Genomic DNA, 22,021 nt, shown 5'->3' on the forward strand with positions numbered 1-22,021 from the left:
CCACCGCTTCACGCCTCGCGGTCGAAAAGCTCGGTCTGGATCACCGGCAGCGGGAGCTCCCAGCTGCTCACCACCTCGATGCCTTGGGCCCGCGCAAAAGTCGCGAGCCCCTGGTCGTCGGAGTAGATGCGCTCCGCATTGTTCGTGCGGGCGATGGCGATGATCTGCCGGTCGATCTTCACTTTCTGCCAAGGCTCCGCCGAGCCGCCCTTCTTGTCGCCGGCCCGAACAGCGTCGATCGTCATCATCGCGGTCTCGACGGCGGCAAGCTTGTCGAACGGCCGGATCTGAAAGCGGGGGAAGCGCTCCATCTGCTCGACGACTGCCTGGAGCGCAGGCCCGGCGCGCACCAGCACTTCGGCGAGAACGGGCGTGGGCACGATAATCGTGCTGTTGTCGGCCAGACTGTCGATCAGATGCTCGATCCGCTCGCGCGCATGGGTCAGCGGTGCGCCGGTAGCGGGATCGTCAGGGGGACGGGCATCGGGATTGACGAGCAACGTCAACGCCGAGCTGTCCACCACCACGATCACTGGTCGTCATGCCCTTCGTGTCGCAAGCGAGTAACCTCGCCATACGCATCGGGCTCCATCAACCCGTTACCGGCAACACTCCGGATCGCCGCAAGGGCTTCGCCGAGCGGCCGATCGTCCAGCACCTCGAAACGATCCACACGGAAGTCGAGCATGGCCCACACGCCGTTTGCCTGCCGCTCGAACTTGCCGTTGCCATATAGTCGGACGGGAGGACCATAGAGGTAAGGCGCCAACTGCCGTGCCAAGGCCCGCTTCATGTGAATGTGGGCGTGATAGGTTTCACCATCCTGCAAAGCCGCGTGGGCGGTTTCGTCCTTGCCGCCGATCCGCACGATCTGCCCCTGCAAGGTCGTGCTTTCCCGAAAGGCCGGCAAGGTGATCTGCTTCGGCCGATCACGCCCGACGAAAGGCACTACGATTTCGCCGTCGACGGATCGCGTGAGGGTCGCCACGGCGTTGTCGTTCACCAGCAATTCTTCCAGGGCCTTCTGCGCCTGAAGTGCATCCTTGGGCGCGTTGCCGACGCGCACGCCGTTCAAACGCGTTTCAACTTTCGGCGCATCGACAGCATCGACCTGATGCACCAGCTTGGCGCTGCCCGCGTCGAGGCGAACGAAGTGCGTATGCTCGGCATGCCCGAGCAGCTTCGCAAGTGCGCTCAGATATTCTGCAAGCCGGGCCATGGGCATGGTTTCCGGCGTGAACGCATCAATGCGGAAGACATATTCTACCGGTTCCACGGCCGCCTCCCTTCTGCTGCCGAACCGCCGCCCATCGCGACGCCTGCAACGTAATCACCAATTCTCTACAGCGAAAGTGGTTACGGTGTTCTGAGTAGAGCCTCCCAAACCCACGTTGGGGTCAACTGGCCCAGCCTCACATGCCCGCCTCCAGGGGCGCTACGGGCTCGGCGGCGCCTCCACCAACCGGATCGACAGGGGGCGGTCGACGATCACCTCATGATCGGACATGCCAAGATGACCATAGGTGCCACGATACTGGGTACGCCGTCCGACGAAGGTCACCTCGTACACGGCCCCCTCCTCACCCATGAACGCGCCTTGCGTGAACCAAATCCGCTCGCCAGGCGCCGCATCCGAACAGTCAGCGACAGGCTTTGGGCAGAAGCGCTGCCCTTCAAATTCGTTGCGCCACAGCCCGCGCCATAAACGGGATTGCTCCATGCGAACGCACCTATCGGTCGGTCCACTCTCGACCACGGCGGTGTCGCCAAACTTCACCTCGCGTGCGCACGGAAACGGCCGGCCGGGCTTCCCCACACCGGTTCTGGCAATCTCCTGATCGACCGGATCGAGATACGCTTCCGGCGGCAGCCGGTCGAGCGGTCCGACATGAAAGCCGCCGGGCACGATCAGGCCGCAAACCACGACAAGCACGAAGCTAGCGATCTTCCCCATGCGCGTCTCCCCCGTGTACGCAGAATATCCGCGCAATCGGGCACCTCAAGCCCTCAATCCCCCGCAAACCCAAACGCCGTAACCCCGCGCTCCCGCTCGCTCCCCGCCACCGCCCGGCCCGCAGGCGCCGCCGAGCGCTGCGGACATGCCAGCCGCGTACACGCCCGGCACCCCAGCCCGATCGGCGCCGCCCGCCCCGCCAGGTCCACGCCGCGCGCCGCCGCCAGCGTCCCCGCCTCCGCCGCCGGCAGGCCCAGCGCGATCACGAAGCGCGGGCGCACGCCGCCGGGCGCACCCCCATGCGGATGCACGCAGCGCGCGATGGTGAAGGCGCGCGCGCCGTCCTCCAGCTCGACCAGCTGCACCGCCGTCTCGTCGGTCCGCGCAAAGGCGTCATAGGCGTTCCACAAGGGGCACGGCACCGCCGCCTCGACCAGCGCCGATCCGCTGGCGCCGGCATAGCGCTTGGAGACCTGCCCCGCGCGATCGAACCGCATCAGGAAGAAGCTCAGCCCCCGCGCACCCACCCGCTGCAGCGTCGTCAGCCGGTGCGCGACCTGGGACGCGCTCGCGCCGAAGCGCCGCTGGAGCAGCTCCAGGTCATAGCCGCTGGCCTCGCACGCGCGCAGGAAGCGGGCATAGGGCATCATCACCGCGGCGGCGAAATAGGCGGTGAGGTGCCGGCGGAACAGCCGTGCGGCCACCCGGTCGAGTTCGGCGCCGCGGACCAGCGCCTCGATCTCGTCGCGCGCCTCCACCGCCAGCTGCTCGGCCAGCGCAAAGGCGCGCGCGCTGGGATCGAGCGCCTCGGAAAGCTGCAACTGCCGCGCATGGAGGTCGAGCCGCTTGAGCGTATCGACCATCACCTCGGCGGGCAGGATGCGCACGGCGAGCTGGTGTTTCACCCGCAGCCGCTCGGCCATCGCGCCATAGGGATCGCCGGCCATGCGCAGTTCGTCGGCCAGCGCCTCGCCGGCGGCGTCGAGATCGGCGAAATGGTTGCGCCAGCGCTCGATCGCGCGGCGGACCTGGGGGCCGGGATCCTGCGCGGCGCCGGGGGCGAGCATGGCGCTGCCGCCGCCCATCCGGTCATAGGCGCGGGCAAAGGCCTCGGCCCCGTCGGGCGCGCCGGCCAGCCATTCCTCGAGCTGGTGGCGATCGATGGCAAGGTCGGCGAACAGCGGGTCGGCCAGCCGCCGCCGCAGCGCCTCGGCCCCGCCGCCGGGCTCGGCCGCGGCGAGGCGGCGGGGATCGAAGTCATAGGTCTCGGCCAGCTTGAGCATCAGCGCGGCGGAGATCGGCCGCTGGTTGCGCTCGACCAGGTTGAGATAGCTGGGCGAAATCTCCAGCGCCTCCGCCATCGCCGCCTGGGTGACGGCGAGCTGGAAGCGCAGCCGGCGGATGGCGTGCCCGGCGAAGAGTTTGCGTTCGGCCATCGTGTTCCTTCCCTGAAATTCCTCCCCGGTACGGGGAGGGGGACCATGCGCAGCATGGTGGAGGGGCCGCGCCGCGGGCGCGGTGGTTCCGGTCCAACCTCCACCCGCCCCGCCACCGTCATCCCGGCGAAAGCCGGGATCCATTCGCCTGTCCGTCACCCCTCCTGCCGCGCCGGAGCGACAATGGATCCCGGCTTCCGCCGGGATGACAGCTGGAAGGTCGGCGCCTTCTCACTGCGACTTTCCTACACCCCTAGTTCTTGATACGTTCTCATCAAAGGGCCACAGCCCATATGTAAATACTTTACACCACAACAAGGAGGCCCCGCAACCCGCCACACACCCACACCCTGCACGAACCCGACGTTGAATTCCCCACCTGCGCAAACTTTGCCAACTTATGCACACAAGGTTCAGCCAGTCAGTCAAGGAATTCACAATGCCCCAGTCGCTTGGTTTCGAGGATCTCGTCCCCGCCCCCGCCGGGCGATTCGACGGCATCCAGCGCCCCTACACCGCCGCCGATGTCGCCAAGCTGCGCGGCTCGCTGCCGGTGGAGCATACGCTGGCCCGCCGCGGCGCGCTCAAGCTGTGGGAACTGCTGCGCACCGAGGACTATGTCCATGCGCTGGGCGCACTCTCCGGCAACCAGGCGATGCAGATGGTCCGCGCCGGATTGAAGGCGATCTATCTGTCGGGCTGGCAGGTCGCGGCGGATGCCAATACCGCCGGGCAGATGTACCCCGATCAGTCGCTCTACCCGGCCAATGCCGGGCCGGAGCTGGCGCGGCGGATCAACGCGACGCTCCAGCGCGCCGACCAGATCGAGCATCTGGAAGGCGGCGCGACGCGCGACTGGTTCGCGCCGATCGTCGCCGATGCCGAAGCCGGGTTCGGCGGGCCGCTCAACTGCTTCGAGATCATGAAGGCGTATATCGCGGCGGGTGCGGCGGGCGTGCATTATGAGGACCAGCTCGCCAGCGAGAAGAAGTGCGGCCACTTGGGCGGCAAGGTGTTGATCCCCACCCAGGCCCACATCCGCAACCTCGATGCGGCGCGGCTGGCGGCGGATGTGTGCGGCGTCCCCACGGTGATCTGCGCCCGCACCGATGCGGAATCGGCGAAGCTGATCACCTCGGACGTGGACGAACGCGACCACGAGTTCCTCACCGGCGAGCGGACACCCGAGGGGTTCTTCCGCCTGAAGGAGGGAACGGGGGTCGACCATTGCATCCAGCGCGGGCTGGCCTTTGCGTCCCATGCCGACCTGCTGTGGTGGGAAACCTCGAAGCCCAATCTCGACGACGCCCGCCGCTTCGCCGAGGCGATCAAGAAGCAGCATCCGAACAAGATGCTGGCCTATAACTGCTCGCCCAGCTTCAACTGGGAGAAGAATCTCGACAAGGACGATATCGCCCGCTTCCAGCGCGAGATCGGCGCGATGGGGTACAAGTTCCAGTTCGTCACCCTCGCCGGCTTCCACAGCCTCAACTACGGCATGTACGAGCTGGCGCGCGGCTATCGGGACCGCGGCATGGCGGCCTATTCGGAGCTGCAGCAGGCCGAGTTCGCGGCGGAGGCCGAGGGCTATACCGCGACGCGCCACCAGCGCGAGGTCGGCACCGGCTATTTCGACGCGATCGCCCAGACCGTGGCGGGGGGCGCCAGCTCCACCACCGCGCTCGCCGAGAGCACCGAAGCCGCCCAATTCACCAGCGAAGCAGCGTAAAGGAGAGTATTGCCATGTCGAACGAACCGCAGCGCAGCCGCGCCGTCTTTTCCACCGAGGATTTCCGCCTGCTCCGCGAGGCCGTCGGGGCCCATCTGCAGGCGGTGAAGGACAAGCCGGAATCGGTGAAGTTCTCGAACCTCTACCACCGTTTGGGCCGCGTGGCCTGACGTCTTTCCTGGGGAGGAAAGGATGCCCGCCGGAGCTCAAGCCGGCGGGCATTTCCGCGCTCAGTCGGCCCGCGCGCCGAGCTGCGCCAGCCGGGCGGCATGCTCGGCCTTGCCGAAGGGGAAGCGCCGGTAGAAGAACGCCGCGATGGCGCCGAGCAGCAGGTAGACGGCGCAGAAGATCAGCGTGAACCGGTCGATCACGCCCTCCGGCACCGTCCCCGGCTTGGCGCCGTCGGGGAAGCCCGAGAAGCTGAGGATCAGCCCGGTGAGGAAGATGCCGAGCCCGCTCGAGCATTTCTGGACGAAGAAGAAGCCGGCGAAGAACACCCCTTCCGAACGCCGGCCGGTCTCGACTTCGCTATGCTCGACCACGTCGGCCAGCATCGAGGCACCGAGCATGGTCGAGGAGACCGCGAAGGTCGCATTGACGGTGAAGATGGCGAACAGCACCGGCAGCAGCAGCGGGTCTCCCGGCGCCGGGAACAGGCCGACGAGGCGGAGGACATAGGGTGCCACGAGCAGCAGAACGGCGAACACCATCGCCATCGTCGCCGCCCGGGGCTTGCCCATCCGGCGGGCCAGTCTCGGCGCCAGAAGGAAGGCGAAGACGACGCCCAGAAACAGCGTCGCGCCGAGCAGCTGGAAGGCGAGGTTCCCGAAGCGCCAGACATGGGCATAGAGATAGTTGGACATCGAGAAGCTGATGCCCTGCGCGACGAAATAGCTGAGCGCCGCGGTCATCAGTACCAGGAAGGCCGGGTTGCGCAGCGTGGCGAACAGCTCGGCGATGCTCTGGCGCAGCGGCTGGGGTTCGATCTCCACCGGCGGCAAGTTCTTGATCTCGCGGTGCGTGCCCAGCGCCGAGCCGAGGATCGCCACCACCATCAGCGCCGCCCCGCCGATGGCGAAGCCCGGATAACCGGCGCGGTCGAACTGGCCGTGCGGCTGGCCCGCCCGTTCGGCGAGGAACCAGCCATAGGAGAGCATCAGCATCGCCATGCCCCCGCCCCAGCCGAACAGGAAGCGATAGGCCATGATCCGAGTACGCTCCTCGTAATCGGACGAGAGCTCGGGGCTCAGCGCCTGCGACGGCACCTCGAAGGCGGAGACCGCCGTTCGCACCACCACAGCGGTGACGAACAGCCAGCCGAGCAGCGCGCTCTGGCTCCATGCCGGCGGATTCCACAGGAACAGCCAGCCGACCGCGATCGGCAGCCAGGCGGCATACATCCAGGGATGGCGGCGGCCCCAGCGGCTCCGCGTCCGGTCCGAAAGCATGCCGATCGCCGGATCGACGAACGCGTCGAACAGCAGTGCGCACATGATCACGAAGCCGACCTGCGCGGCAGGCAGCCCCACCACCTGATTGTAGAACAGCAGCAGGAAGGTGACGAAGCAGAAGTCCTTCACGCCGTACGCCGCGGCACCGAAGCCATAGGCAAGCATCGTCGGCGTCGCCACGCGCCGGCTCGGCGGTACGGGCGGGGTTTCGGCGGTGCGACCGGCCATCAATCCATTCTCCATCAGCCACCCCGATACAGACGCCGCGCACCTGCCGCAAACGAAACACTTTGGAAGATCGGGTATGGCTTGCAGGGCACCATTACGATGCTATACCTGCCGGAAATTAGAACTGAGAGGATGGCCATGGCCCTCGAACCCGAGCTGTTCGACGCGCTGATCGACACGGTCCGCCGCTTCGTCGCCGAGCGGCTGCGCCCGCTCGAGGCCGAGGTGGAGGCGGCGGATGCGATCCCGGACGCGATCGTCGAGGAGATGAAGGCGCTCGGCCTGTTCGGGCTTTCGATCGCCGAGGAACATGGCGGCCTTGGGCTGACCATGGCCGAGGAAGCTCGAGTGGCGATCGAGTTGGGACGCACCACGCCGGCCTTCCGCTCGGCCTTCGGCACCAATGTCGGCATCGGCAGCCAGGGACTGGTGATCGCCGGCACGCCGGAACAGAAGGCGCACTGGCTGCCGAGGATCGCCCGCGGCGAGATCATCACCAGCTTCGCGCTGACCGAGCCGGACGTCGGCTCGGACTCTGGCGCGGTGAAGACCCGCGCGGTGCGCGACGGCGACGTGTACCGGCTGAGCGGCACCAAGCGCTACATCACCAATGCCGACAAGGCGCAGCTGTTCACCGTAATGGCGCGCACCGGCGAGGAAGCGGGCGGACGCGGTGTCTCCGCCTTCCTGGTGCCGCGCGACCTGCCCGGCGTGTCGATCGGCGAGCCCGAGAAGAAGATGGGCCAGAAGGGCGCGCGCGTCGCCGATGTGATCTTCGAGGATGTGCCGGTGCCCGTCGAGAATCGGCTTGGCGCGGAGGGCGAAGGCTTCCGGATCGCGATGCAGGTGCTCGATCGCGGACGGCTGCACATCGCCGCGGTGTGCGTTGGCGTCGCAGAGCGGCTGATCGCCGACTGCGTCGCCTATGCCAGCGAGCGCAAGCAGTTCGGCAAGCCGATCGCCGAGCACCAGCTGATCCAGGCGATGCTGGCGGATTCCAAGACCGAAACGCTCGCCGCGCGCGCGCTGGTGCTGGAGACGGCGGCGTCGAAGGATGCGAGGGCGAACACGACGATGGAGGCCGCGGCGGCCAAGTACTTCGCCAGCGAGATGGTCGGCCGCGTCGCCGATCGCGCCGTGCAGATCTTCGGTGGCGCCGGCTATATCGCCGATTACGGGATCGAGCGGCTGTACCGCGACGTGCGGCTGTTCCGGATCTACGAGGGCACCAGCCAGATCCAGCAGCTGATCATCGCCCGCGAGACGCTGAAGCGGGGTGGATGAGCAAACCCTCTCCCCACCGGGGAGAGGGTTGGGAGAGGGGCAGTCGGACACACGAGCAACAGGGCCGGATTGGAGGGACTGCCCCTCTCCCCGGCCCTCTCCCCGGAGGGGAGAGGGAGTTTGGCATGGACGTAGCTTCGCTGTTTCGCCTCGATGGCCGGGTGGCACTGGTCACCGGGGGCTCGCGCGGGATCGGGCGGATGATCGCCGAGGGATTCGTCGCCTCGGGCGCCAAGGTCTATGTGTCGTCGCGGCGGGCCGATGCCTGCGAAGCGACCGCCGCCGCGCTGGGCCCGAACGCTATCCCCCTGCCCCATGACGTCTCCACCGTCGAAGGCTGCCGCGCCCTCGCCGCCGATCTAGCCGCACGCGAGCCGCGCCTCGACATCCTCGTCAACAATGCCGGCGCCGCCTGGGGCGAGCCGTTCGAGAGCTTCCCGGAAAAGGGCTGGGACAAGGTGATGGACCTCAACGTGAAGTCCCCCTTTTTCCTCACCCAGGCGCTGCACGACCTGCTCAAGGCAGCCGGCAGCGCGGAGCGACCGGCCAAGGTGATCAACATCACCTCGATCGACGGCCAACGCCTGAACGCGTGGGAGACCTACAGCTACCAGGCCTCGAAGGCCGCGCTGATCCACCTCACCCGGCGCATGGCGGCACGGCTGGTGCGCGACCAGATCCACGTCACCTCGATCGCCCCCGGCGCCTTTCCGAGCGACATGAACAAGGCCGCGCGCGACCATGGCGGCACCGTCGCGCAGGCCATCCCCGCCAAGCGCATCGGCGTGTCCGAGGACATGGCGGGCGCTGCGATCTACCTCGCCAGCCGGGCGGGCGATTATCTGGTGGGCGAAACCGTCACGGTGGACGGCGGGCTCGTCAACGCGGCGCTTGGCGCGAGCATCGACGGCTGACCCGCCGATGCTCCCCGCCTGAAGCTCAGCGGGCGATATCGCCCGCTGCCAGCACCGCCAGCGTCACCAGCTCGCTAGCGGTGGAGGTCATCGGCGCGATCTGCACCGACTTCTCCATGCCGATCAGCATCGGACCGATGGTGGAGTCGCCGCCCAGTTCGCGCAGCAGCTTGGCCGAGATATTGGCCGATTGCAGGCCCGGCATGATCAGGATGTTGGCCGGACCGGAGAGGCGCGCGAACGGATAGTTGGCGAGCAGCTTGGGGTTGAGTGCCACGTCCGGCGCCATGTCGCCTTCGTATTCGAACTGCACGCCGCGCGCGTCGAGCACCTTCACCGCATCGCGGATATTGTCGATCCACTTGCCCTCCGGATTGCCGAAGGTCGAGTAGCTGAGCAGCGCGACGCGCGGCTCATGGCCCATCCGCTTGGCGACCTGGACGGTGCGCTCGGCGATGTCGGCCAGTTCCTCGGCGCTCGGGCGCTCGCTCACCGTGGTGTCGGCGATGAACACAGTGTGCGACTGGCCGACCAGCACATGGATGCCGAAGGGCGTGCGGCCGTCGACCGGATCGATCACGCGGCGGACCTGGCGCATCGTCTCGGCATAGGTGCGGGTGACGCCGGTGATCATCGCATCGGCATGGCCCAGGCGGAGCAGCAGCGAGCCGAAGATGTTGCGATCACGATTGACCATCCGCTCGCAATCGCGACGCAGATAGCCGCGGCGCTGGAGGCGCTTGTACAGCGTCTCCACCATTTCCTCCACCAGCGGCGAATTGACGCTGTTGTGCAGTTCGAAATGGTCCGGGTTGGCGCCGAGCGCACGCAGCTGCTCGTGCACCGATTCTCGGCCGACGAGTACGGGCGTACCATAGCCGCCTTCCTGGAAGGCGATCGCGGCGCGCAGCACCACTTCTTCCTCACCCTCGGCAAAGATGACCCGCTTCGGCTGGGCGCGGGCGCCCTCATAGGCCATGCTGAGCACCGACGTGGTCGGGTTCATCCGCGCGCGCAGCTGCTGGCGATAGGCCGTCATGTCGATGATCGGCCGCGTCGCCACGCCCGAATCCATCGCCGCCTGCGCCACTGCCGACGGGATGATCTCGATCAGGCGCGGGTCGAACGGCGTCGGGATGATATAGTCGGGGCCGAAGCTGTGCGAGGTGCCATAGGCGCTCGCCACTTCCTCGGGCACTTGCTGGCGAGCGAGTTCGGCCAGCGCGCGAGCGGCGGCGACCTTCATCGCATCGTTGATGCCTGTCGCGCGCACGTCGAGCGCGCCGCGGAAGATGAACGGGAAGCAGAGCACGTTGTTGACCTGGTTCGGATAGTCCGAACGGCCGGTGGCGATGATCACGTCCGGACGCACGCGCTTGGCCTCGGGCGGGGTGATCTCGGGGTCCGGGTTGGCCATCGCGAAGATGATCGGCTTGGGTGCCATCTTCGCGAGCAGCTCAGCCGGCAGCGCATTGGCGGCCGAGAGGCCGAGGAACACGTCGGCGCCTTCCAGCGCCTCGGCAAGCGTGCGGCGATCGGTCTTGGCGGCGTGCGCGGACTGCCACTGATTCACGCCTTCGCGGCCCTGGTAGATCACGCCGGTGCGGTCGCACATCAGCAGATTGTCGTTGGGCAGGCCCATCGCCTTGATCAGCTCGGTGCAGGCGATCGCGGCGGCGCCGGCACCGTTGACGACGATCTTTGTCGTCTTGATGTCGCGACCGGTCAGGTACAGCGCATTGATCAGGCCGGCGGCGGCGATGATCGCGGTGCCGTGCTGGTCGTCATGGAACACCGGAATGTTCATGCGCTCGCGCAGCGTCTGCTCGATCACGAAGCATTCGGGAGACTTGATGTCCTCCAGGTTGATGCCGCCGAAGCTCGGCTCCATCAGCTCGACCGCGTCGATGAAGCGCTCGACGTCCTCGGTCTTCAGTTCGAGATCGATCGAGTCGACATCGGCGAAGCGCTTGAACAGCACTGCCTTGCCTTCCATCACCGGCTTGGAAGCCAGCGCGCCGAGATTGCCGAGGCCCAGGATAGCGGTACCATTGGAGATCACGGCAACAAGATTGCCCTTCGCCGTATAATCATAGGCGGTGGCAGGATTTTCGGCGATCGCCAGCACCGGCACGGCGACGCCGGGGGAATAGGCGAGCGCCAGATCCCGCTGGGTCGCCATCGGCTTGGAGGCGACGATCTCGATCTTACCGGGACGGCCTTCGGCGTGATAGCGCAGCGCCTCCCGATCGGAAAACTGGACGTTGCTCTCTTCGGCCATCCGCTCGGCTCCTAACTTCGTTGACTGTTTGCGCTCCTAAAGCAGCCAACAGCAGCGATTGCAAACCGCAGAAGGCGTTTTCCGTGCTTTCCCCTACGTCGCTTTAATATGATGAATTGCGTACAGCGCGCTGTCGCCGGAGCGCCAGATCGGCACGAGCCGCGGGTCACGAACGCCCGCCGGAAGCTGCACGTCGATAAGCCAGAGATAGTCGACCTGGTCGAGCGGCAGCGTCGGCACGAGTTGAGCGATGCCGTGGCGTTGGCGGCCCGCCCCGGTGGTGCCGACGCAATCGGGTGGCGAGACGAGCTGTGAGGGATCGGTCACGAAGCCCAGCGGCGCATAGCGCGATTCCAGCAGGTGGACCGACTTCACGGCCCAATGCGCGTTGACCCACGCATCGCGCTCCAGCGTGGCGAGATTGGCCAGGTGGGTGATCCGCGGGTTGCGCCACGCGCGCACGCCGCAATCGGCGAGGGTGAAGTTCAGCACCCGGCTGCCGCGCGCGACATGGTCGAGCGCCTGCAACTCGCGGTGGTAGCGCTGGCCATAGCCGATGAAGCTCACGGTGGTGACGCCGAAGCGCAGCACCAGCAGCGCGACTCCCGCGGCAGCGACCCAGGCGCGCGGGCGGCGCGGCACGCCGCTCCAGTCCTGCAACGCCAGCGCCAGCATCATGGCATGCGCGATCAGTCGTGCATCGACATTGGCGGTGCCCGAAAGCTGGTAGGGCGCCGCCAGGAACAGTGCGAAGCTCGCCCAGACCGCCAGCCGCCCCCCGCACGCTAGCCGCGCGCCGCGCAGCCGGCCATAGACGAGCACCGCAAAGGCTGCGCCCAGGCTCGCCAGGTCGAACACCATGTTCTGGTCGCGCAGCATGTTGAACAGCGCGTCGATCTTGCCGGAGAAGTCCCAGACGGTCTTGCCGCCCTTCTCCCCGCCGGCGGAGAGAACCACCGGCACCGCTACGAACAGGAAGGGCCAGAGCCTGGCGGTGAGCGCAGCGAGGCCGCGCGGCTGCCACCAGCGCCCGATCTGCTCGGCCTCCCAGGCCGCGACCCACAGCAGCAGCAACGCGCCGCCCTCACCATGCCCCAGGAACAGCACCGGGGCGAACAGCGCGAAGACCAGCGCCCGGAGGGATTTGCGCCGCTCGAGCGCCATCCACAGCGCCCAGCCGCACAGCGACAAGGCCGCGCTCAGCGCATAGTTGACGAAGCCCCACAGGAAGGAATCGTTGTAGACGAACAGCAGCGCGAAGGGCAGCGCCGCCGCACCGCCCGGGTTCATTCGCCGGGTGACCGCCAGCAGCCCCAGCACGGTCAGCGCCGGCACCGCCGCGCAGACCAGCCACATCGCCGCCACCGGCCCCAGCAGCGGATGCAGCGCCTGGACGATAAGATCGGCGCCGAGGTTGAGGGTCGGCCGCCAGGCGAAGACGAAATAGCGATGGAGAATGTTCTCCGCCGGCGCCAGCTGCACCGCAAACCGCCCGATATGGCCCGGCACGTCGACCAGCGGCGGCACGCGCACGAACAGGAAGGGGAGGATCGACAGCATCGACAGCAGCAGGATCCAGTGCCAGCGCAGCACCGCTGCCTTGCCCGTCTGCGCGGAAAAGAAGGTCATGGGCCCGTGCCTTATCCCCAGTTTCCACCAGCGTCACCCCATGGCCGCGACTTGTGCCGCCCCCCATGCTTCCGGTAGCGAGGGTCGATGTCCTCTGCCGCCCCTACCCCGATGATGGCCCAGTATCTCGCGCTCAAGGAAGAGGCGGGGGATTGCCTGCTCTTCTACCGGATGGGCGATTTCTTCGAGCTGTTCTTCGAGGATGCGAAGACGGCGAGTTCGGTGCTCGACATCGCGCTCACCTCGCGCGGCGAGCATGAGGGCGACAAGATCCCGATGTGCGGCGTGCCGGTGCACGCGATGGAGGCCTATCTCGCCCGGCTGATCAAGGCCGGCCACCGCGTCGCCATCGCCAACCAGACCGAGACCCCCGAGGAAGCCAAGAAGCGCGCGGGCTCAAAGGCGCTGGTCTCGCGCGCGATCGTCCGTGTGGTGACGGCAGGCACGCTGACCGAGGAGGCGCTGCTCGACAGCCGCACCGCCAACTGGTGCGTGGCCGTGGGCGAAGCGGGCGGCGGGGTCGCGATCGCCTGCGCCGACATCTCCACCGGCCGGTTCGAGCTGATCGAGACCGATGCCGCGCGGCTGGGTGCCGAACTCGCTCGGCTCGATCCCGCCGAGACGATCGCCTGCGACACGACCGACTTTGCCGAACTGGCGACGGCACTCCGCCCCAAACTCGACTTCGACAGCGCTGGCGGCGAGGCGCGGCTGAAGCGGCTGTTCGGCGTGGCGACGCTCGATGGCTTCGGGCAGTTCTCCCGCGCCGGGCTGGCGGCGGCGGGCGGGCTGGTCGCCTATCTCGAGCATACCGCCAAGGGCTCGCTCCCCTTCCTGCGCCCGCCGCGCGTCAGCCGCGCCGAGGCGGCGATGGCGATCGACGCAGCGACGCGCGAGAGCCTCGAACTCACCGTCAGCGCTGCGGGCGCGCGAAAGGGCAGCCTGCTCGACGCGGTCGACCGCACGGTGACCGGCGCCGGCGCCCGCCTGCTCGGTGCCGATATCGCCGCGCCGCTGATGGACCGTGATGCGATCGACGCGCGGCTGGATCTGGTCACGCTGTTCCACGACGATGCCGGCCTGCGCGAGAATATCCGCGCGACGCTGCGTGCGCTGCCCGATATTGGCCGTGCGCTCGGCCGCCTTGCCGCCGGCCGCGGTTCGCCCCGCGACCTCGGCCAGCTTCGCGACGGGCTCGACGGCGCCTGGCGGCTGGGCGAAAAGCTCGACCGACTGGCCGACGCTCCCGCCCTGCTCCGCGAGCTTGCGCCCCAGCTGCGCGGCCATGGCGCGCTGATCGACCTGCTCAGTCGCGCGCTCGTCCCCGAGCCGCCGGTCGATGCCGCGCATGGCGGCTATATCGCCGAGGGCTATGACGCCGCGCTCGACGACCTGCGCGACGCCGGCGCCGGCGGCCGCCGCGCCATCGCCCTGCTGGAGGCCGAGTATCGCAGCCGCACCGGCATCACCGCGCTCAAAATCCGCCACAACGGCGTGCTCGGCTATCATATCGAAGTCCCCGCGCGCTCGGCCGACGCGCTGATGAAACCCGATAGCGGCTTCACCCATCGCCAGACGCTGGCCGGCGTCGTCCGCTTCAACGCGCCCGAGCTGCACGACGTGGCGGTGAAGGTAACCCAGGCCGGCGCGCACGCGCTCGCCGCAGAGGCCGCGCATCTCGAGGACCTGACCGGCCAGGCGCTCGCCCGCCGCGAGCCGATCGCTGCGACCGCCGACGCGCTCGCCCGGATCGACGTGGCAGCCGGTCTCGCCGAGCGCGCGGCCGAAGGCGGCTGGGCGCGCCCCGACTTGGTCGAGCATAGCTGCTTCGAGATCGAAGGCGGTCGCCACCCAGTGGTCGAGGCCGCCGTGTCGCGCGCCGGCGGCCGCTTCGTCGCCAACGACTGCAGGCTTTCCGAGGATTCGCGCCTATGGCTGGTCACCGGCCCCAACATGGGCGGCAAGTCGACCTTCCTGCGCCAGAACGCACTGATCGCGGTGCTCGCCCAGGCCGGCAGCTACGTCCCCGCCACCCGCGCAACGCTGGGACTGGTCGACCGGCTGTTCAGCCGCGTCGGCGCCTCGGACAATCTCGCCCGCGGCCGCTCAACCTTCATGGTCGAGATGGTCGAGACCGCCGCGATCCTGGCACAGGCGACCCCGCGCAGCTTCGTGATCCTCGACGAGGTGGGCCGCGGCACCTCGACTTATGACGGGCTCGCGATCGCCTGGGCGGTGGTGGAGGCGATCCACGAGGAAAATCGCTGCCGCTGCCTGTTCGCCACCCATTATCACGAGCTGACCCGGCTGGCCGAGCGCTGCGACGCGCTCACTCTTCACCATGTCCGCGCCCGCGAATGGAAGGGCGAACTGGTGCTGCTCCACGAGCTGGCGGACGGCCCGGCGGATCGCAGCTACGGCATCGCCGTCGCGCGGCTCGCGGGCATGTCGCCCGCCACTGTCAAGCGCGCCAAGGCGGTGCTCGACAAGCTCGAGGCCGGCCGCGCCAAGACCGGCGGGCTGGCCGCCGGCCTCGACGATCTGCCGCTGTTCGCCGCCGTCGCGCACGCCGAGGACGAGAAGGTAGACGCGCTGCGCCACGAACTCGACGCGCTCGACATCGACTCCCTCAGCCCGCGCGAGGCGCTGGACGTGCTGTACAAGCTGAAGGGGTTGGCGGCGGAGGCCTAGGCGGCCGCGCGTTCCGTGTGCGCTTCTAGGAAGGCCGCCGCTGCATCAGCCGGCAGCGGTCGCGAGAACAGATAGCCCTGATATTCGTGGCACCCATACGAACGCAGGAAGCCTTGCTGCAATTCGTCTTCCACGCCTTCCGCGGTCACGCCGATGCCGAGCGACTGGCCGATCCCCAGCACCGCCTGGATGATCGCCCGCGCATCCTTCGAACGGGCGAGGTCGCGGACGAAGCTCTGGTCGATCTTCACGCGATCCGCCGCCAGCTTGTGGAGGTGCGAGAGGCTCGAATAGCCCGTGCCGAAATCGTCGAGCACCAGTTGCACGCCCGCCTTGCGCAACCGGCCCAAAACCAGTTCGACGCTGGCATCCATGGCAGCATCGTGCTTTCGGTGACTTCGAGCTGCAATTGCCGGGGATCCATCCCGTGCCGCGCAAGGATGGCGAGGATGCGGGAGTCGATGTCCGGACTGCGCAGCTGGATTGGCGACAGGTTCACTGCCAGCGAAAGCGACGGGAAGCGTACCATCATCGCAGCCGCGCGATCGAGCACCCATTCGCCGAGCGGCACGATCAGCCCGCTCGCCTCGGCAACGGGAATGAAGCGCAGCGGCGGGATCGTGCCTTGCTGCGGATGGTGCCAGCGCACCAGCGCCTCGACCCCGACGACGCGGTGGCCGCCGGCATCGATCACCGGCTGGTAATGGAGGTCGAGCTGGTCACCCACAGCAAGCGCAGTGCGCAGATCCGCTTCCAACGTCCGGCGCGCCTGCACTTCGGCCGCCAGCGCGGCATCGTAGAGGCGAAAGGCGTTGGCCGGCTGGCGCTTCGCCTCGTAGAGCGCGAATTCGGCGCGGCGATGCAGTTCTGCGGGGGACAGGCCGGGTTCCGCCCAGGCGCAACCGACCGAGACGCCGAGCGTGACGGCCCCCGAAGGCCCGACGAGCGGCGCGTCGATCAGCGCGAGCACCCGCCTGCATGCCGCCTCGGCAGCGGCGGCGTCGCCGCAATCCTCAAGCAGCACCGCGAAACTGTCGCCACCGGTCCGCGCCACACGGTCCGACCCGCGGGCAGCGCCCGCGAGCCGGTAGGCGAAAGCTCGGAGCAGGGCATCGCCGACGCCATCCCCGAAAGCGTCGTTGATGTCCTTGAACTGGTAGAGGTCGATCAGCACCAGCGCAGGCCCCGACGGTGGACACGTCGCCAGCGCACCGGTCAGTTGCTCGTTGAGCGCGGCGCGGTTGGGCAGGCCGGTCAACGTGTCGTGATAGGCAAGGTGACGAATACGCGATTCCGCGGCGCGCAACGGCGTGATGTCGGTAAGGATCGTCAGCACCAGCGGCGTGTCGCCAACGATGATCCGGCGGCGGCGGGTGACCAGGTTCCGTACCGTTCCGTCATGGCCGACGAGCAGCTCTTCGGTCTCGAGGTCCTTGCCGGTGGCGAAGACCTGGGCATGTTCGGCGACGAAGCGGGTGATCAGTTTGGGCGAGAGACAGGCCTCAATCGGCGTCGACAGCCAATGCGCCCGGTCTTTGCCGACCAGATCGCAATATGCCTGGTTCACTTCGACGATGCGATCGTCCTGGTCGATCAGCAGCACCGGCGAGGGCAACGCCTCCAGCATCATCCGCATACAGGCGCCGAGCGCCGTGTCCGCGTCTCCCTGCTCTGCCTGCTGCATCGGGCGCTCCGCTGCCAATAATCCCTGGAGCGTGCGGCTCTGCCCTGTCGACTCGGGCGCTGCCTAGTTGGGGTAAATCCATATCGGAAGCGTAATTTTCCGATAACTAAGGGCCCTGGCTGGGCGCCCTTTCGCGGTGGGCCCAAAATGAAAGAGGCCGCCGGGCCCTTCTCCAAGGTACCCGGCGACCCCCGACATGGTCAGCGGCCGGAGAGCTCCAGCCCGGGAGACCATGCGGACCGCATTACCTGCAACTGCCACCGTTGGCTGGAGGAGGATACCTCCCGGCGGCACTATGGATGGAGGGCTTCCATCCACGCGGCAGGATCAGCGGCGCGTCTCCCGAACGAACTGAACCGACCTCACTGCTGAACCATGAGACATCGGATCACCTCCTTTCGCTTGTTGAAGAGCCTGTGCCTCTCGACACACTTGACATGTAGGATGACCGTGAGTCGCAGAACAAGTCTTGTAAAAGATTTTTATCGGTGCGATTCTGGACGTCTGGGCCGAAGCGATGTGCCGCATCGCCTATTTGCGGCAATCCTCCACCACCCGCAGGATCTCCGGCCAGGCCGGAATCACCAGCACCGGCAGGCCGCCCCCCTCGATCACGAACCGCCCGCGGCTGAAGCCAAGCGCGTCGAGAAAGCCGTCGTTCGCCGCAAAGGTCATGGCGATCATGCCGGATGCGCCGATGTCGGGCGTGGCGGGGATGGCCCGCACGGCGCTGGTGGTGCGCAGCGTAAGCGTCGTCGGCGCTTTGCCGGTACGCGACAGCGTCACGCGGCGCGCCGCCAGATCGCAGCGCAGGGTGGCGAGCGGCGCGCCACCAGCGACGCCGTAGGTAGCGCTGCCGGCCCGATAGCGCCAGTCGCCGGGCGTGAGCGGCCAGTCACGCCAGTCCGCCCCGCGCGTCGGAGCGGGCGGCGGCGGCGCGGGTGCAGGCACAGGCAGCGGCCGGGGCGCAGATGCGGGTGGCGGCGTGGAGGGAGCGGGCACGCAGCCGGCGAGCGCGATGAGGCCGACGCCGGCGAACAGGGAAAGCAAACGCATGGCCGGGCTTATGGACGCGTGCGGGGGGCGGCTCAACCTGCGGCTGCAGCGATCACGACGGAACGCAAGCTGGCGGCGATGCGTGGGGCGTCAGGCGGCGCGAGGGACGATCCGATCGAGCGCGCCGTTCATGGCGCGTCTGGCTTCTTCGAGATCGAAGTCCATCTGCAGACCGAGGAAAAAGCCCTCTGACATGCGGAGATAGCGCGTCAGGCGCAGATCGGCGTTGGCATCGACAGGCGCGTCCCCCGCGACAACCGCAGCCAGCTTCACCGGATCGAGACCGGTACCGGCTGCCAGCTCTACCAGTGGGAGGTCGGCGCCGACGAGAAACGCCTCACGCAGGACGTCCCCCGGGTGGACATTGTCCAGCCGGCCATAGTCAGGCGGCAAAGCGGGCCGCATAGATTGCAGGTCGATAGCGCGGTTCCGGTATCGGCAACCCGTTTGCCCGCGCTGCCTCAATCCACCCGTCGATCGCTTCCCGAACATTGGCAAGCGCAAGTTCGGGCGTGTCGCCATGCGTCGTGCAATAACGCAGGTCCGGAACATCGGCGATCCAGCACCCATCCTCGTCCGACCATAGAAGATTGATGTGATAATGCGGCGCGCTCATTCTTCCATACTCAGCCCGAACTCAGCCACCATAGCAAGAAACTGGCGCACCTGATAGCGCTTGGCGTCCTTGCCATCGGGTTGAACGGTCAAAACGAACGGCACCGCCGGGTGGACATATTGGCGATGGCTGCCCTTGGTGCGATCCAGAATGAAGCCGAACGCCTCCAGCAGGCGCTCGAAGTCCCGGAATGCGAGCGCGGCACGCGGATCGCTGAGTAACTGCGCATAAAGCTTAGAAATGCGGACCATGGCTCGCTCACTCGTCAAATAGGCGAGTCACTCAATAATGCTGAACACGCGCGAAAAGCGAGAGCCAAACCGTTCGCTACCCTACCCCCGCCGCGGCCCGCCGAACTTGGTCTTGGTCTGCTTGCCGAACCGCGTCTTGCGCGTACCCGGCTTGCCTTCGTTGCTCCGCCCCATCACCGGCGCCTTGCGCTCGCCCTCGGGGAGTCCAAGTTCCTCCGCTTCCAGCGCGCGGATCTCGTCGCGCAGGCGGCCGGCTTCCTCGAACTCCAGGTTCGCCGCCGCGTCGCGCATCTTCTTTTCGAGTTCTTCGATATAGCCGCGCAGATTGTGGCCGACCATGTGCGGGCGGTCGGCATCGATCTCCACCGTCACCCCGTCCTTCGAGGCGACATGGGCGATGATGTCGCCGATATTCTTCTTGACCGTCTCCGGCGTGATCCCGTGTTCGAGATTGTACGCCATCTGCTTCTCGCGGCGGCGGCCGGTTTCGGCGAGCGCGCGTTCCATGCTGCCGGTCATGCGATCGGCATAAAGGATCACCCGCCCCTCGACGTTGCGCGCGGCGCGGCCGATCGTTTGGATCAGCGAGGTCTCGGAACGCAGAAAGCCTTCCTTGTCGGCATCGAGGATCGCGACCAGCCCGCATTCGGGGATGTCGAGCCCCTCGCGCAGCAGGTTGATGCCGATCAGCACGTCGTACACGCCCATGCGCAGGTCGCGGATCAGTTCGATGCGCTCCAGCGTCTCGGTGTCCGAGTGCATGTAGCGGACCTTCACGCCCGCCTCATGCATGTACTCGGTCAGGTCCTCGGCCATGCGCTTGGTGAGCGTGGTGACGAGCGTGCGATAGCCCTTGGCCGCGGTCGCCTTGCACTCCTGGATCAGGTCCTGCACCTGTTCCTCGACCGGGCGGATCTCCACCGGCGGATCGATCAGCCCGGTCGGGCGGATCACCTGCTCGACGAACACGCCGCCGGTGCGCTCCATCTCCCAGTCGCCGGGGGTGGCCGAGACATAGGTGGTCTGCGGCCGCATCGCGTCCCATTCGTTGAAGCGCAGCGGCCGGTTGTCGATCGCGCTCGGCAGCCGGAAGCCGTATTCGGCGAGCGTCAATTTGCGCTTGTGGTCGCCGCGCGACATGCCGTTGATCTGGCCGATCGTCTGGTGGCTCTCGTCGACGAAGAGCAGTGCGTTTTCGGGCAGATATTCGAACAAGGTGGGCGGCGGTTCGCCGGGCAGGCGGCCGGTGAGGAAGCGGCTGTAATTCTCGATGCCCGCGCAGGAGCCGGTGGCCGCAATCATCTCCAGGTCGAAATTGGTGCGCTGCTCCAGCCGCTGCAGCTCCAGCAGCTTGCCCTCGGCTTCCAGTTCCTTGAGCCGCTCGGTCAGCTCGTGGCGGATCGCCTCCATCGCCTGCTTCAGCGTCGGCCCCGGCGTGACGTAGTGGCTGTTGGCATAGACGCGGACATAGTCGAGGCTCGCCACCTTCTTGCCGGTCAGCGGATCGAACTCGACGATCTCCTCGATCTCGTCGCCGAAGAAGCTGATCCGCCAGGCGGTATCCTCATAGTGCGAGGGGAACAGCTCGAGGTTGTCGCCACGCACGCGGAAGGCGCCGCGCCCGAAGGCGGCGTCGTTGCGCTTGTACTGGAGGGCCACCAGCTTGCGGATGATCTCGCGCTGGTCGACCACCTGGCCCTTCTTCAGGTCGAAGATCATCGCCGAATAGGTCTCGACCGAGCCGATACCATAGAGGCACGAGACCGAGGCGACGATGATCACGTCGTCCCGCTCGAGCAGCGATCGGGTCGCGGCGTGGCGCATCCGGTCGATCGCCTCGTTGATCGAGCTCTCCTTCTCGATATAGGTGTCCGAGCGCGGCACATAGGCCTCGGGCTGGTAGTAATCGTAATAGCTGACGAAATATTCGACCGCGTTTTCGGGGAAGAAGCTCTTGAACTCGCCATAGAGCTGCGCGGCGAGGATCTTGTTGGGCGCGAGGATCAGCGCGGGGCGCTGCAGTTCCTCGATCACCTTTGCCATCGTATAGGTTTTGCCAGACCCGGTGACGCCGAGCAGCACCTGGTCGCGCTCGCCCGCCAGCGCCTGCTCGACCAGCTCCGGAATCGCGAAGCGCTGATCGCCCGAGGGCTGGTAATCGGAGACGAGCTTGAACTTCTTGCCGCCCTCCGCCTTTTCCGGGCGCTGCGGGCGGTGGGGGATGAAGGCCTGCCCCGTTTCGGGCTCGGCAAGGTTGGTCCGGATCTGGATCGCCATGGCCGGAATATGGGGTGCGGGGCGCCGTCTGAAAAGCGGCCTTTCGACCAAGAACTTGGGCGATCAGGGTGTTGGCCGGTACGCGATGCGCCACATCGCAAGGCCGATGCCGCCCGCGAACAGTGCCACCGCCATCGCTTGGGCGAGCTTGAACGCCAGCCCCAGCAGCCAGCTGCGCGTGTCGATCGGCGCCAGGCTGAACAGGCCGCCGCCGCTCTGCGCGCCGACGAACAGGCCGAGCGCGAGCAATCCCGTCACCCCGGCGGCATAGCGCCCTCGGCGCAGCCCGATCGCATGCAGCAGCAACCAGATCGGCCCGCCCACCGCGGCGAGCGCCAGTCCGGCGAACAAAGTCCCGATCGCCCAGCCTGCCAGCAGCGCCAGCGGCGCACGCTGCCCCGCCGCGATCAGCAGCATCAGGATCAGCAGCCCACCCAGGCCGCTTCCGGCGACCAGCGCCTTCGCGATCTGCCCGCCGCTCGTTTCAAGATGGCGCCCCGCGCCAATATCGTCGTGCATCCGTCCCCGCCCCTCGCTCCT

At 67.4% G+C, this 22,021-nt stretch carries 20 protein-coding genes; 5 read left to right on the forward strand and 15 right to left on the reverse strand.

The genetic code is table 11. The features are described from left to right. Positions 1 to 8: 8 nt before the first annotated feature. The 4 genes from GGR89_RS12995 to GGR89_RS13010 form a co-directional block, all read right to left on the reverse strand. A complete protein-coding gene (locus tag GGR89_RS12995; protein WP_206431067.1) occupies positions 9 to 533 on the reverse strand; it encodes a hypothetical protein in 525 nt (174 codons plus the stop codon). Beyond that, on the reverse strand, positions 530 to 1,276 hold the full coding sequence (locus GGR89_RS13000; protein ID WP_125976648.1) for a hypothetical protein: 747 nt from the start codon (positions 1,274 to 1,276) through the stop codon (positions 530 to 532). Before GGR89_RS13000 ends, GGR89_RS12995 begins: the two co-directional genes overlap by 4 nt. A 159-nt stretch (positions 1,277 to 1,435) precedes the next feature. Next, the gene (locus tag GGR89_RS13005) at positions 1,436 to 1,954 is read right to left on the reverse strand and encodes a hypothetical protein (RefSeq protein WP_125976647.1); all 519 of its coding nucleotides are present in this window, start codon (positions 1,952 to 1,954) and stop codon (positions 1,436 to 1,438) included. A gap of 53 nt (positions 1,955 to 2,007) precedes the next feature. Then, positions 2,008 to 3,390, reverse strand: a complete 1,383-nt coding sequence (locus GGR89_RS13010) for a helix-turn-helix domain-containing protein (RefSeq protein ID WP_125976646.1) — start codon at positions 3,388 to 3,390, stop codon at positions 2,008 to 2,010. 439 nt (positions 3,391 to 3,829) lie between these two features. Here GGR89_RS13010 and aceA point away from each other — a divergent pair, with 439 nt between their 5' ends. Together aceA and GGR89_RS13020 are read left to right on the forward strand one after the other, a co-directional pair. Further along, the gene (gene aceA / locus GGR89_RS13015; protein ID WP_125976645.1) at positions 3,830 to 5,119 is read left to right on the forward strand and encodes an isocitrate lyase; all 1,290 of its coding nucleotides are present in this window, start codon (positions 3,830 to 3,832) and stop codon (positions 5,117 to 5,119) included. A 14-nt stretch (positions 5,120 to 5,133) separates the two neighbouring features. Then, the gene (locus GGR89_RS13020) at positions 5,134 to 5,289 is read left to right on the forward strand and encodes a hypothetical protein (RefSeq protein WP_019367690.1); all 156 of its coding nucleotides are present in this window, start codon (positions 5,134 to 5,136) and stop codon (positions 5,287 to 5,289) included. A gap of 60 nt (positions 5,290 to 5,349) precedes the next feature. Here GGR89_RS13020 and GGR89_RS13025 read toward each other — a convergent pair whose 3' ends face one another. Next, positions 5,350 to 6,798, reverse strand: coding sequence for an MFS transporter (locus tag GGR89_RS13025; protein ID WP_206434307.1), 1,449 nt, complete (start codon positions 6,796 to 6,798; stop codon positions 5,350 to 5,352). Positions 6,799 to 6,936: 138 nt separating this feature from the next. Between GGR89_RS13025 and GGR89_RS13030 the strand changes: the two genes are divergently transcribed. After that, positions 6,937 to 8,082, forward strand: a complete 1,146-nt coding sequence (locus tag GGR89_RS13030; RefSeq protein ID WP_125976644.1) for an acyl-CoA dehydrogenase family protein — start codon at positions 6,937 to 6,939, stop codon at positions 8,080 to 8,082. Positions 8,083 to 8,207: 125 nt separating this feature from the next. After that, positions 8,208 to 8,996: an SDR family oxidoreductase gene (locus GGR89_RS13035; protein WP_125976643.1), complete on the forward strand. Its 789-nt coding sequence runs from the start codon at positions 8,208 to 8,210 to the stop codon at positions 8,994 to 8,996. Positions 8,997 to 9,021: 25 nt separating this feature from the next. Here the strand turns inward: GGR89_RS13035 and GGR89_RS13040 are convergent, their stop codons facing one another. Continuing rightward, positions 9,022 to 11,277, reverse strand: a complete 2,256-nt coding sequence (locus GGR89_RS13040) for an NADP-dependent malic enzyme (protein WP_125976642.1) — start codon at positions 11,275 to 11,277, stop codon at positions 9,022 to 9,024. A gap of 93 nt (positions 11,278 to 11,370) precedes the next feature. Further along, positions 11,371 to 12,906: a hypothetical protein gene (locus GGR89_RS13045; protein WP_125976641.1), complete on the reverse strand. Its 1,536-nt coding sequence runs from the start codon at positions 12,904 to 12,906 to the stop codon at positions 11,371 to 11,373. Between the two features lie 111 nt (positions 12,907 to 13,017). Here GGR89_RS13045 and mutS point away from each other — a divergent pair, with 111 nt between their 5' ends. Then, positions 13,018 to 15,597 (forward strand): DNA mismatch repair protein MutS, encoded by a 2,580-nt coding sequence (gene mutS / locus GGR89_RS13050; RefSeq protein ID WP_125976663.1) that lies wholly within the window; start codon positions 13,018 to 13,020, stop codon positions 15,595 to 15,597. Here mutS and GGR89_RS22685 read toward each other — a convergent pair. From GGR89_RS22685 to GGR89_RS13085, 8 genes are all read right to left on the reverse strand, one after another. After that, a complete protein-coding gene (locus GGR89_RS22685) occupies positions 15,594 to 15,923 on the reverse strand; it encodes an EAL domain-containing protein (RefSeq protein ID WP_342449846.1) in 330 nt (109 codons plus the stop codon). The two genes, mutS and GGR89_RS22685, sit on opposite strands and share 4 nt — an antisense overlap. After that, a complete protein-coding gene (locus GGR89_RS13055; protein ID WP_280740980.1) occupies positions 15,845 to 17,281 on the reverse strand; it encodes a putative bifunctional diguanylate cyclase/phosphodiesterase in 1,437 nt (478 codons plus the stop codon). Before GGR89_RS13055 ends, GGR89_RS22685 begins: the two co-directional genes overlap by 79 nt. Positions 17,282 to 17,812: 531 nt before the next feature. After that, a complete protein-coding gene (locus tag GGR89_RS13060) occupies positions 17,813 to 18,337 on the reverse strand; it encodes a hypothetical protein (RefSeq protein WP_125976640.1) in 525 nt (174 codons plus the stop codon). 90 nt (positions 18,338 to 18,427) lie between these two features. After that, positions 18,428 to 18,742 carry a HigA family addiction module antitoxin gene (locus tag GGR89_RS13065; RefSeq protein WP_125976639.1) on the reverse strand — a complete coding sequence of 105 codons (315 nt, stop codon included), beginning with the start codon at positions 18,740 to 18,742 and terminating at the stop codon, positions 18,428 to 18,430. After that, complete coding sequence (locus GGR89_RS13070) at positions 18,720 to 18,953, reverse strand: type II toxin-antitoxin system HicB family antitoxin (RefSeq protein ID WP_125976638.1); 234 nt, start codon at positions 18,951 to 18,953, stop codon at positions 18,720 to 18,722. Before GGR89_RS13070 ends, GGR89_RS13065 begins: the two co-directional genes overlap by 23 nt. Further along, a complete protein-coding gene (locus GGR89_RS13075) occupies positions 18,950 to 19,204 on the reverse strand; it encodes a type II toxin-antitoxin system HicA family toxin (RefSeq protein WP_125976637.1) in 255 nt (84 codons plus the stop codon). Before GGR89_RS13075 ends, GGR89_RS13070 begins: the two co-directional genes overlap by 4 nt. 81 nt (positions 19,205 to 19,285) lie before the next feature. Beyond that, a complete protein-coding gene (uvrB, locus tag GGR89_RS13080) occupies positions 19,286 to 21,481 on the reverse strand; it encodes an excinuclease ABC subunit UvrB (RefSeq protein WP_125976636.1) in 2,196 nt (731 codons plus the stop codon). A gap of 63 nt (positions 21,482 to 21,544) precedes the next feature. Beyond that, positions 21,545 to 22,000: a hypothetical protein gene (locus tag GGR89_RS13085; RefSeq protein ID WP_125976635.1), complete on the reverse strand. Its 456-nt coding sequence runs from the start codon at positions 21,998 to 22,000 to the stop codon at positions 21,545 to 21,547. Positions 22,001 to 22,021 lie beyond the last annotated feature (21 nt).

It is taken from the genome of Sphingomonas trueperi (assembly GCF_011927635.1).
Classification (GTDB): domain Bacteria; phylum Pseudomonadota; class Alphaproteobacteria; order Sphingomonadales; family Sphingomonadaceae; genus Sphingomonas; species Sphingomonas trueperi.

Excerpts from the sequence above, each read along its gene's own strand:
- GGR89_RS13025 (WP_206434307.1), bottom strand. The coding sequence starts at position 6,798 with ATGGCCGGTCGCACCGCCGAAACCCCGCCCGTACCGCCGAGCCGGCGC.
- GGR89_RS13005 (WP_125976647.1), bottom strand. The coding sequence starts at position 1,954 with ATGGGGAAGATCGCTAGCTTCGTGCTTGTCGTGGTTTGCGGCCTGATC.
- GGR89_RS13065 (WP_125976639.1), bottom strand. The coding sequence starts at position 18,742 with ATGCGGCCCGCTTTGCCGCCTGACTATGGCCGGCTGGACAATGTCCAC.
- GGR89_RS13070 (WP_125976638.1), bottom strand. The coding sequence starts at position 18,953 with ATGAGCGCGCCGCATTATCACATCAATCTTCTATGGTCGGACGAGGAT.
- GGR89_RS13020 (WP_019367690.1), top strand. The coding sequence starts at position 5,134 with ATGTCGAACGAACCGCAGCGCAGCCGCGCCGTCTTTTCCACCGAGGAT.
- GGR89_RS13045 (WP_125976641.1), bottom strand. The coding sequence starts at position 12,906 with ATGACCTTCTTTTCCGCGCAGACGGGCAAGGCAGCGGTGCTGCGCTGG.
- aceA (WP_125976645.1), top strand. The coding sequence starts at position 3,830 with ATGCCCCAGTCGCTTGGTTTCGAGGATCTCGTCCCCGCCCCCGCCGGG.
- GGR89_RS13035 (WP_125976643.1), top strand. The coding sequence starts at position 8,208 with ATGGACGTAGCTTCGCTGTTTCGCCTCGATGGCCGGGTGGCACTGGTC.
- GGR89_RS13055 (WP_280740980.1), bottom strand. The coding sequence starts at position 17,281 with ATGCAGCAGGCAGAGCAGGGAGACGCGGACACGGCGCTCGGCGCCTGT.
- GGR89_RS13010 (WP_125976646.1), bottom strand. The coding sequence starts at position 3,390 with ATGGCCGAACGCAAACTCTTCGCCGGGCACGCCATCCGCCGGCTGCGC.
- GGR89_RS13030 (WP_125976644.1), top strand. The coding sequence starts at position 6,937 with ATGGCCCTCGAACCCGAGCTGTTCGACGCGCTGATCGACACGGTCCGC.
- uvrB (WP_125976636.1), bottom strand. The coding sequence starts at position 21,481 with ATGGCGATCCAGATCCGGACCAACCTTGCCGAGCCCGAAACGGGGCAG.
- mutS (WP_125976663.1), top strand. The coding sequence starts at position 13,018 with ATGATGGCCCAGTATCTCGCGCTCAAGGAAGAGGCGGGGGATTGCCTG.
- GGR89_RS13085 (WP_125976635.1), bottom strand. The coding sequence starts at position 22,000 with ATGCACGACGATATTGGCGCGGGGCGCCATCTTGAAACGAGCGGCGGG.
- GGR89_RS13060 (WP_125976640.1), bottom strand. The coding sequence starts at position 18,337 with ATGCGTTTGCTTTCCCTGTTCGCCGGCGTCGGCCTCATCGCGCTCGCC.
- GGR89_RS13075 (WP_125976637.1), bottom strand. The coding sequence starts at position 19,204 with ATGGTCCGCATTTCTAAGCTTTATGCGCAGTTACTCAGCGATCCGCGT.
- GGR89_RS13040 (WP_125976642.1), bottom strand. The coding sequence starts at position 11,277 with ATGGCCGAAGAGAGCAACGTCCAGTTTTCCGATCGGGAGGCGCTGCGC.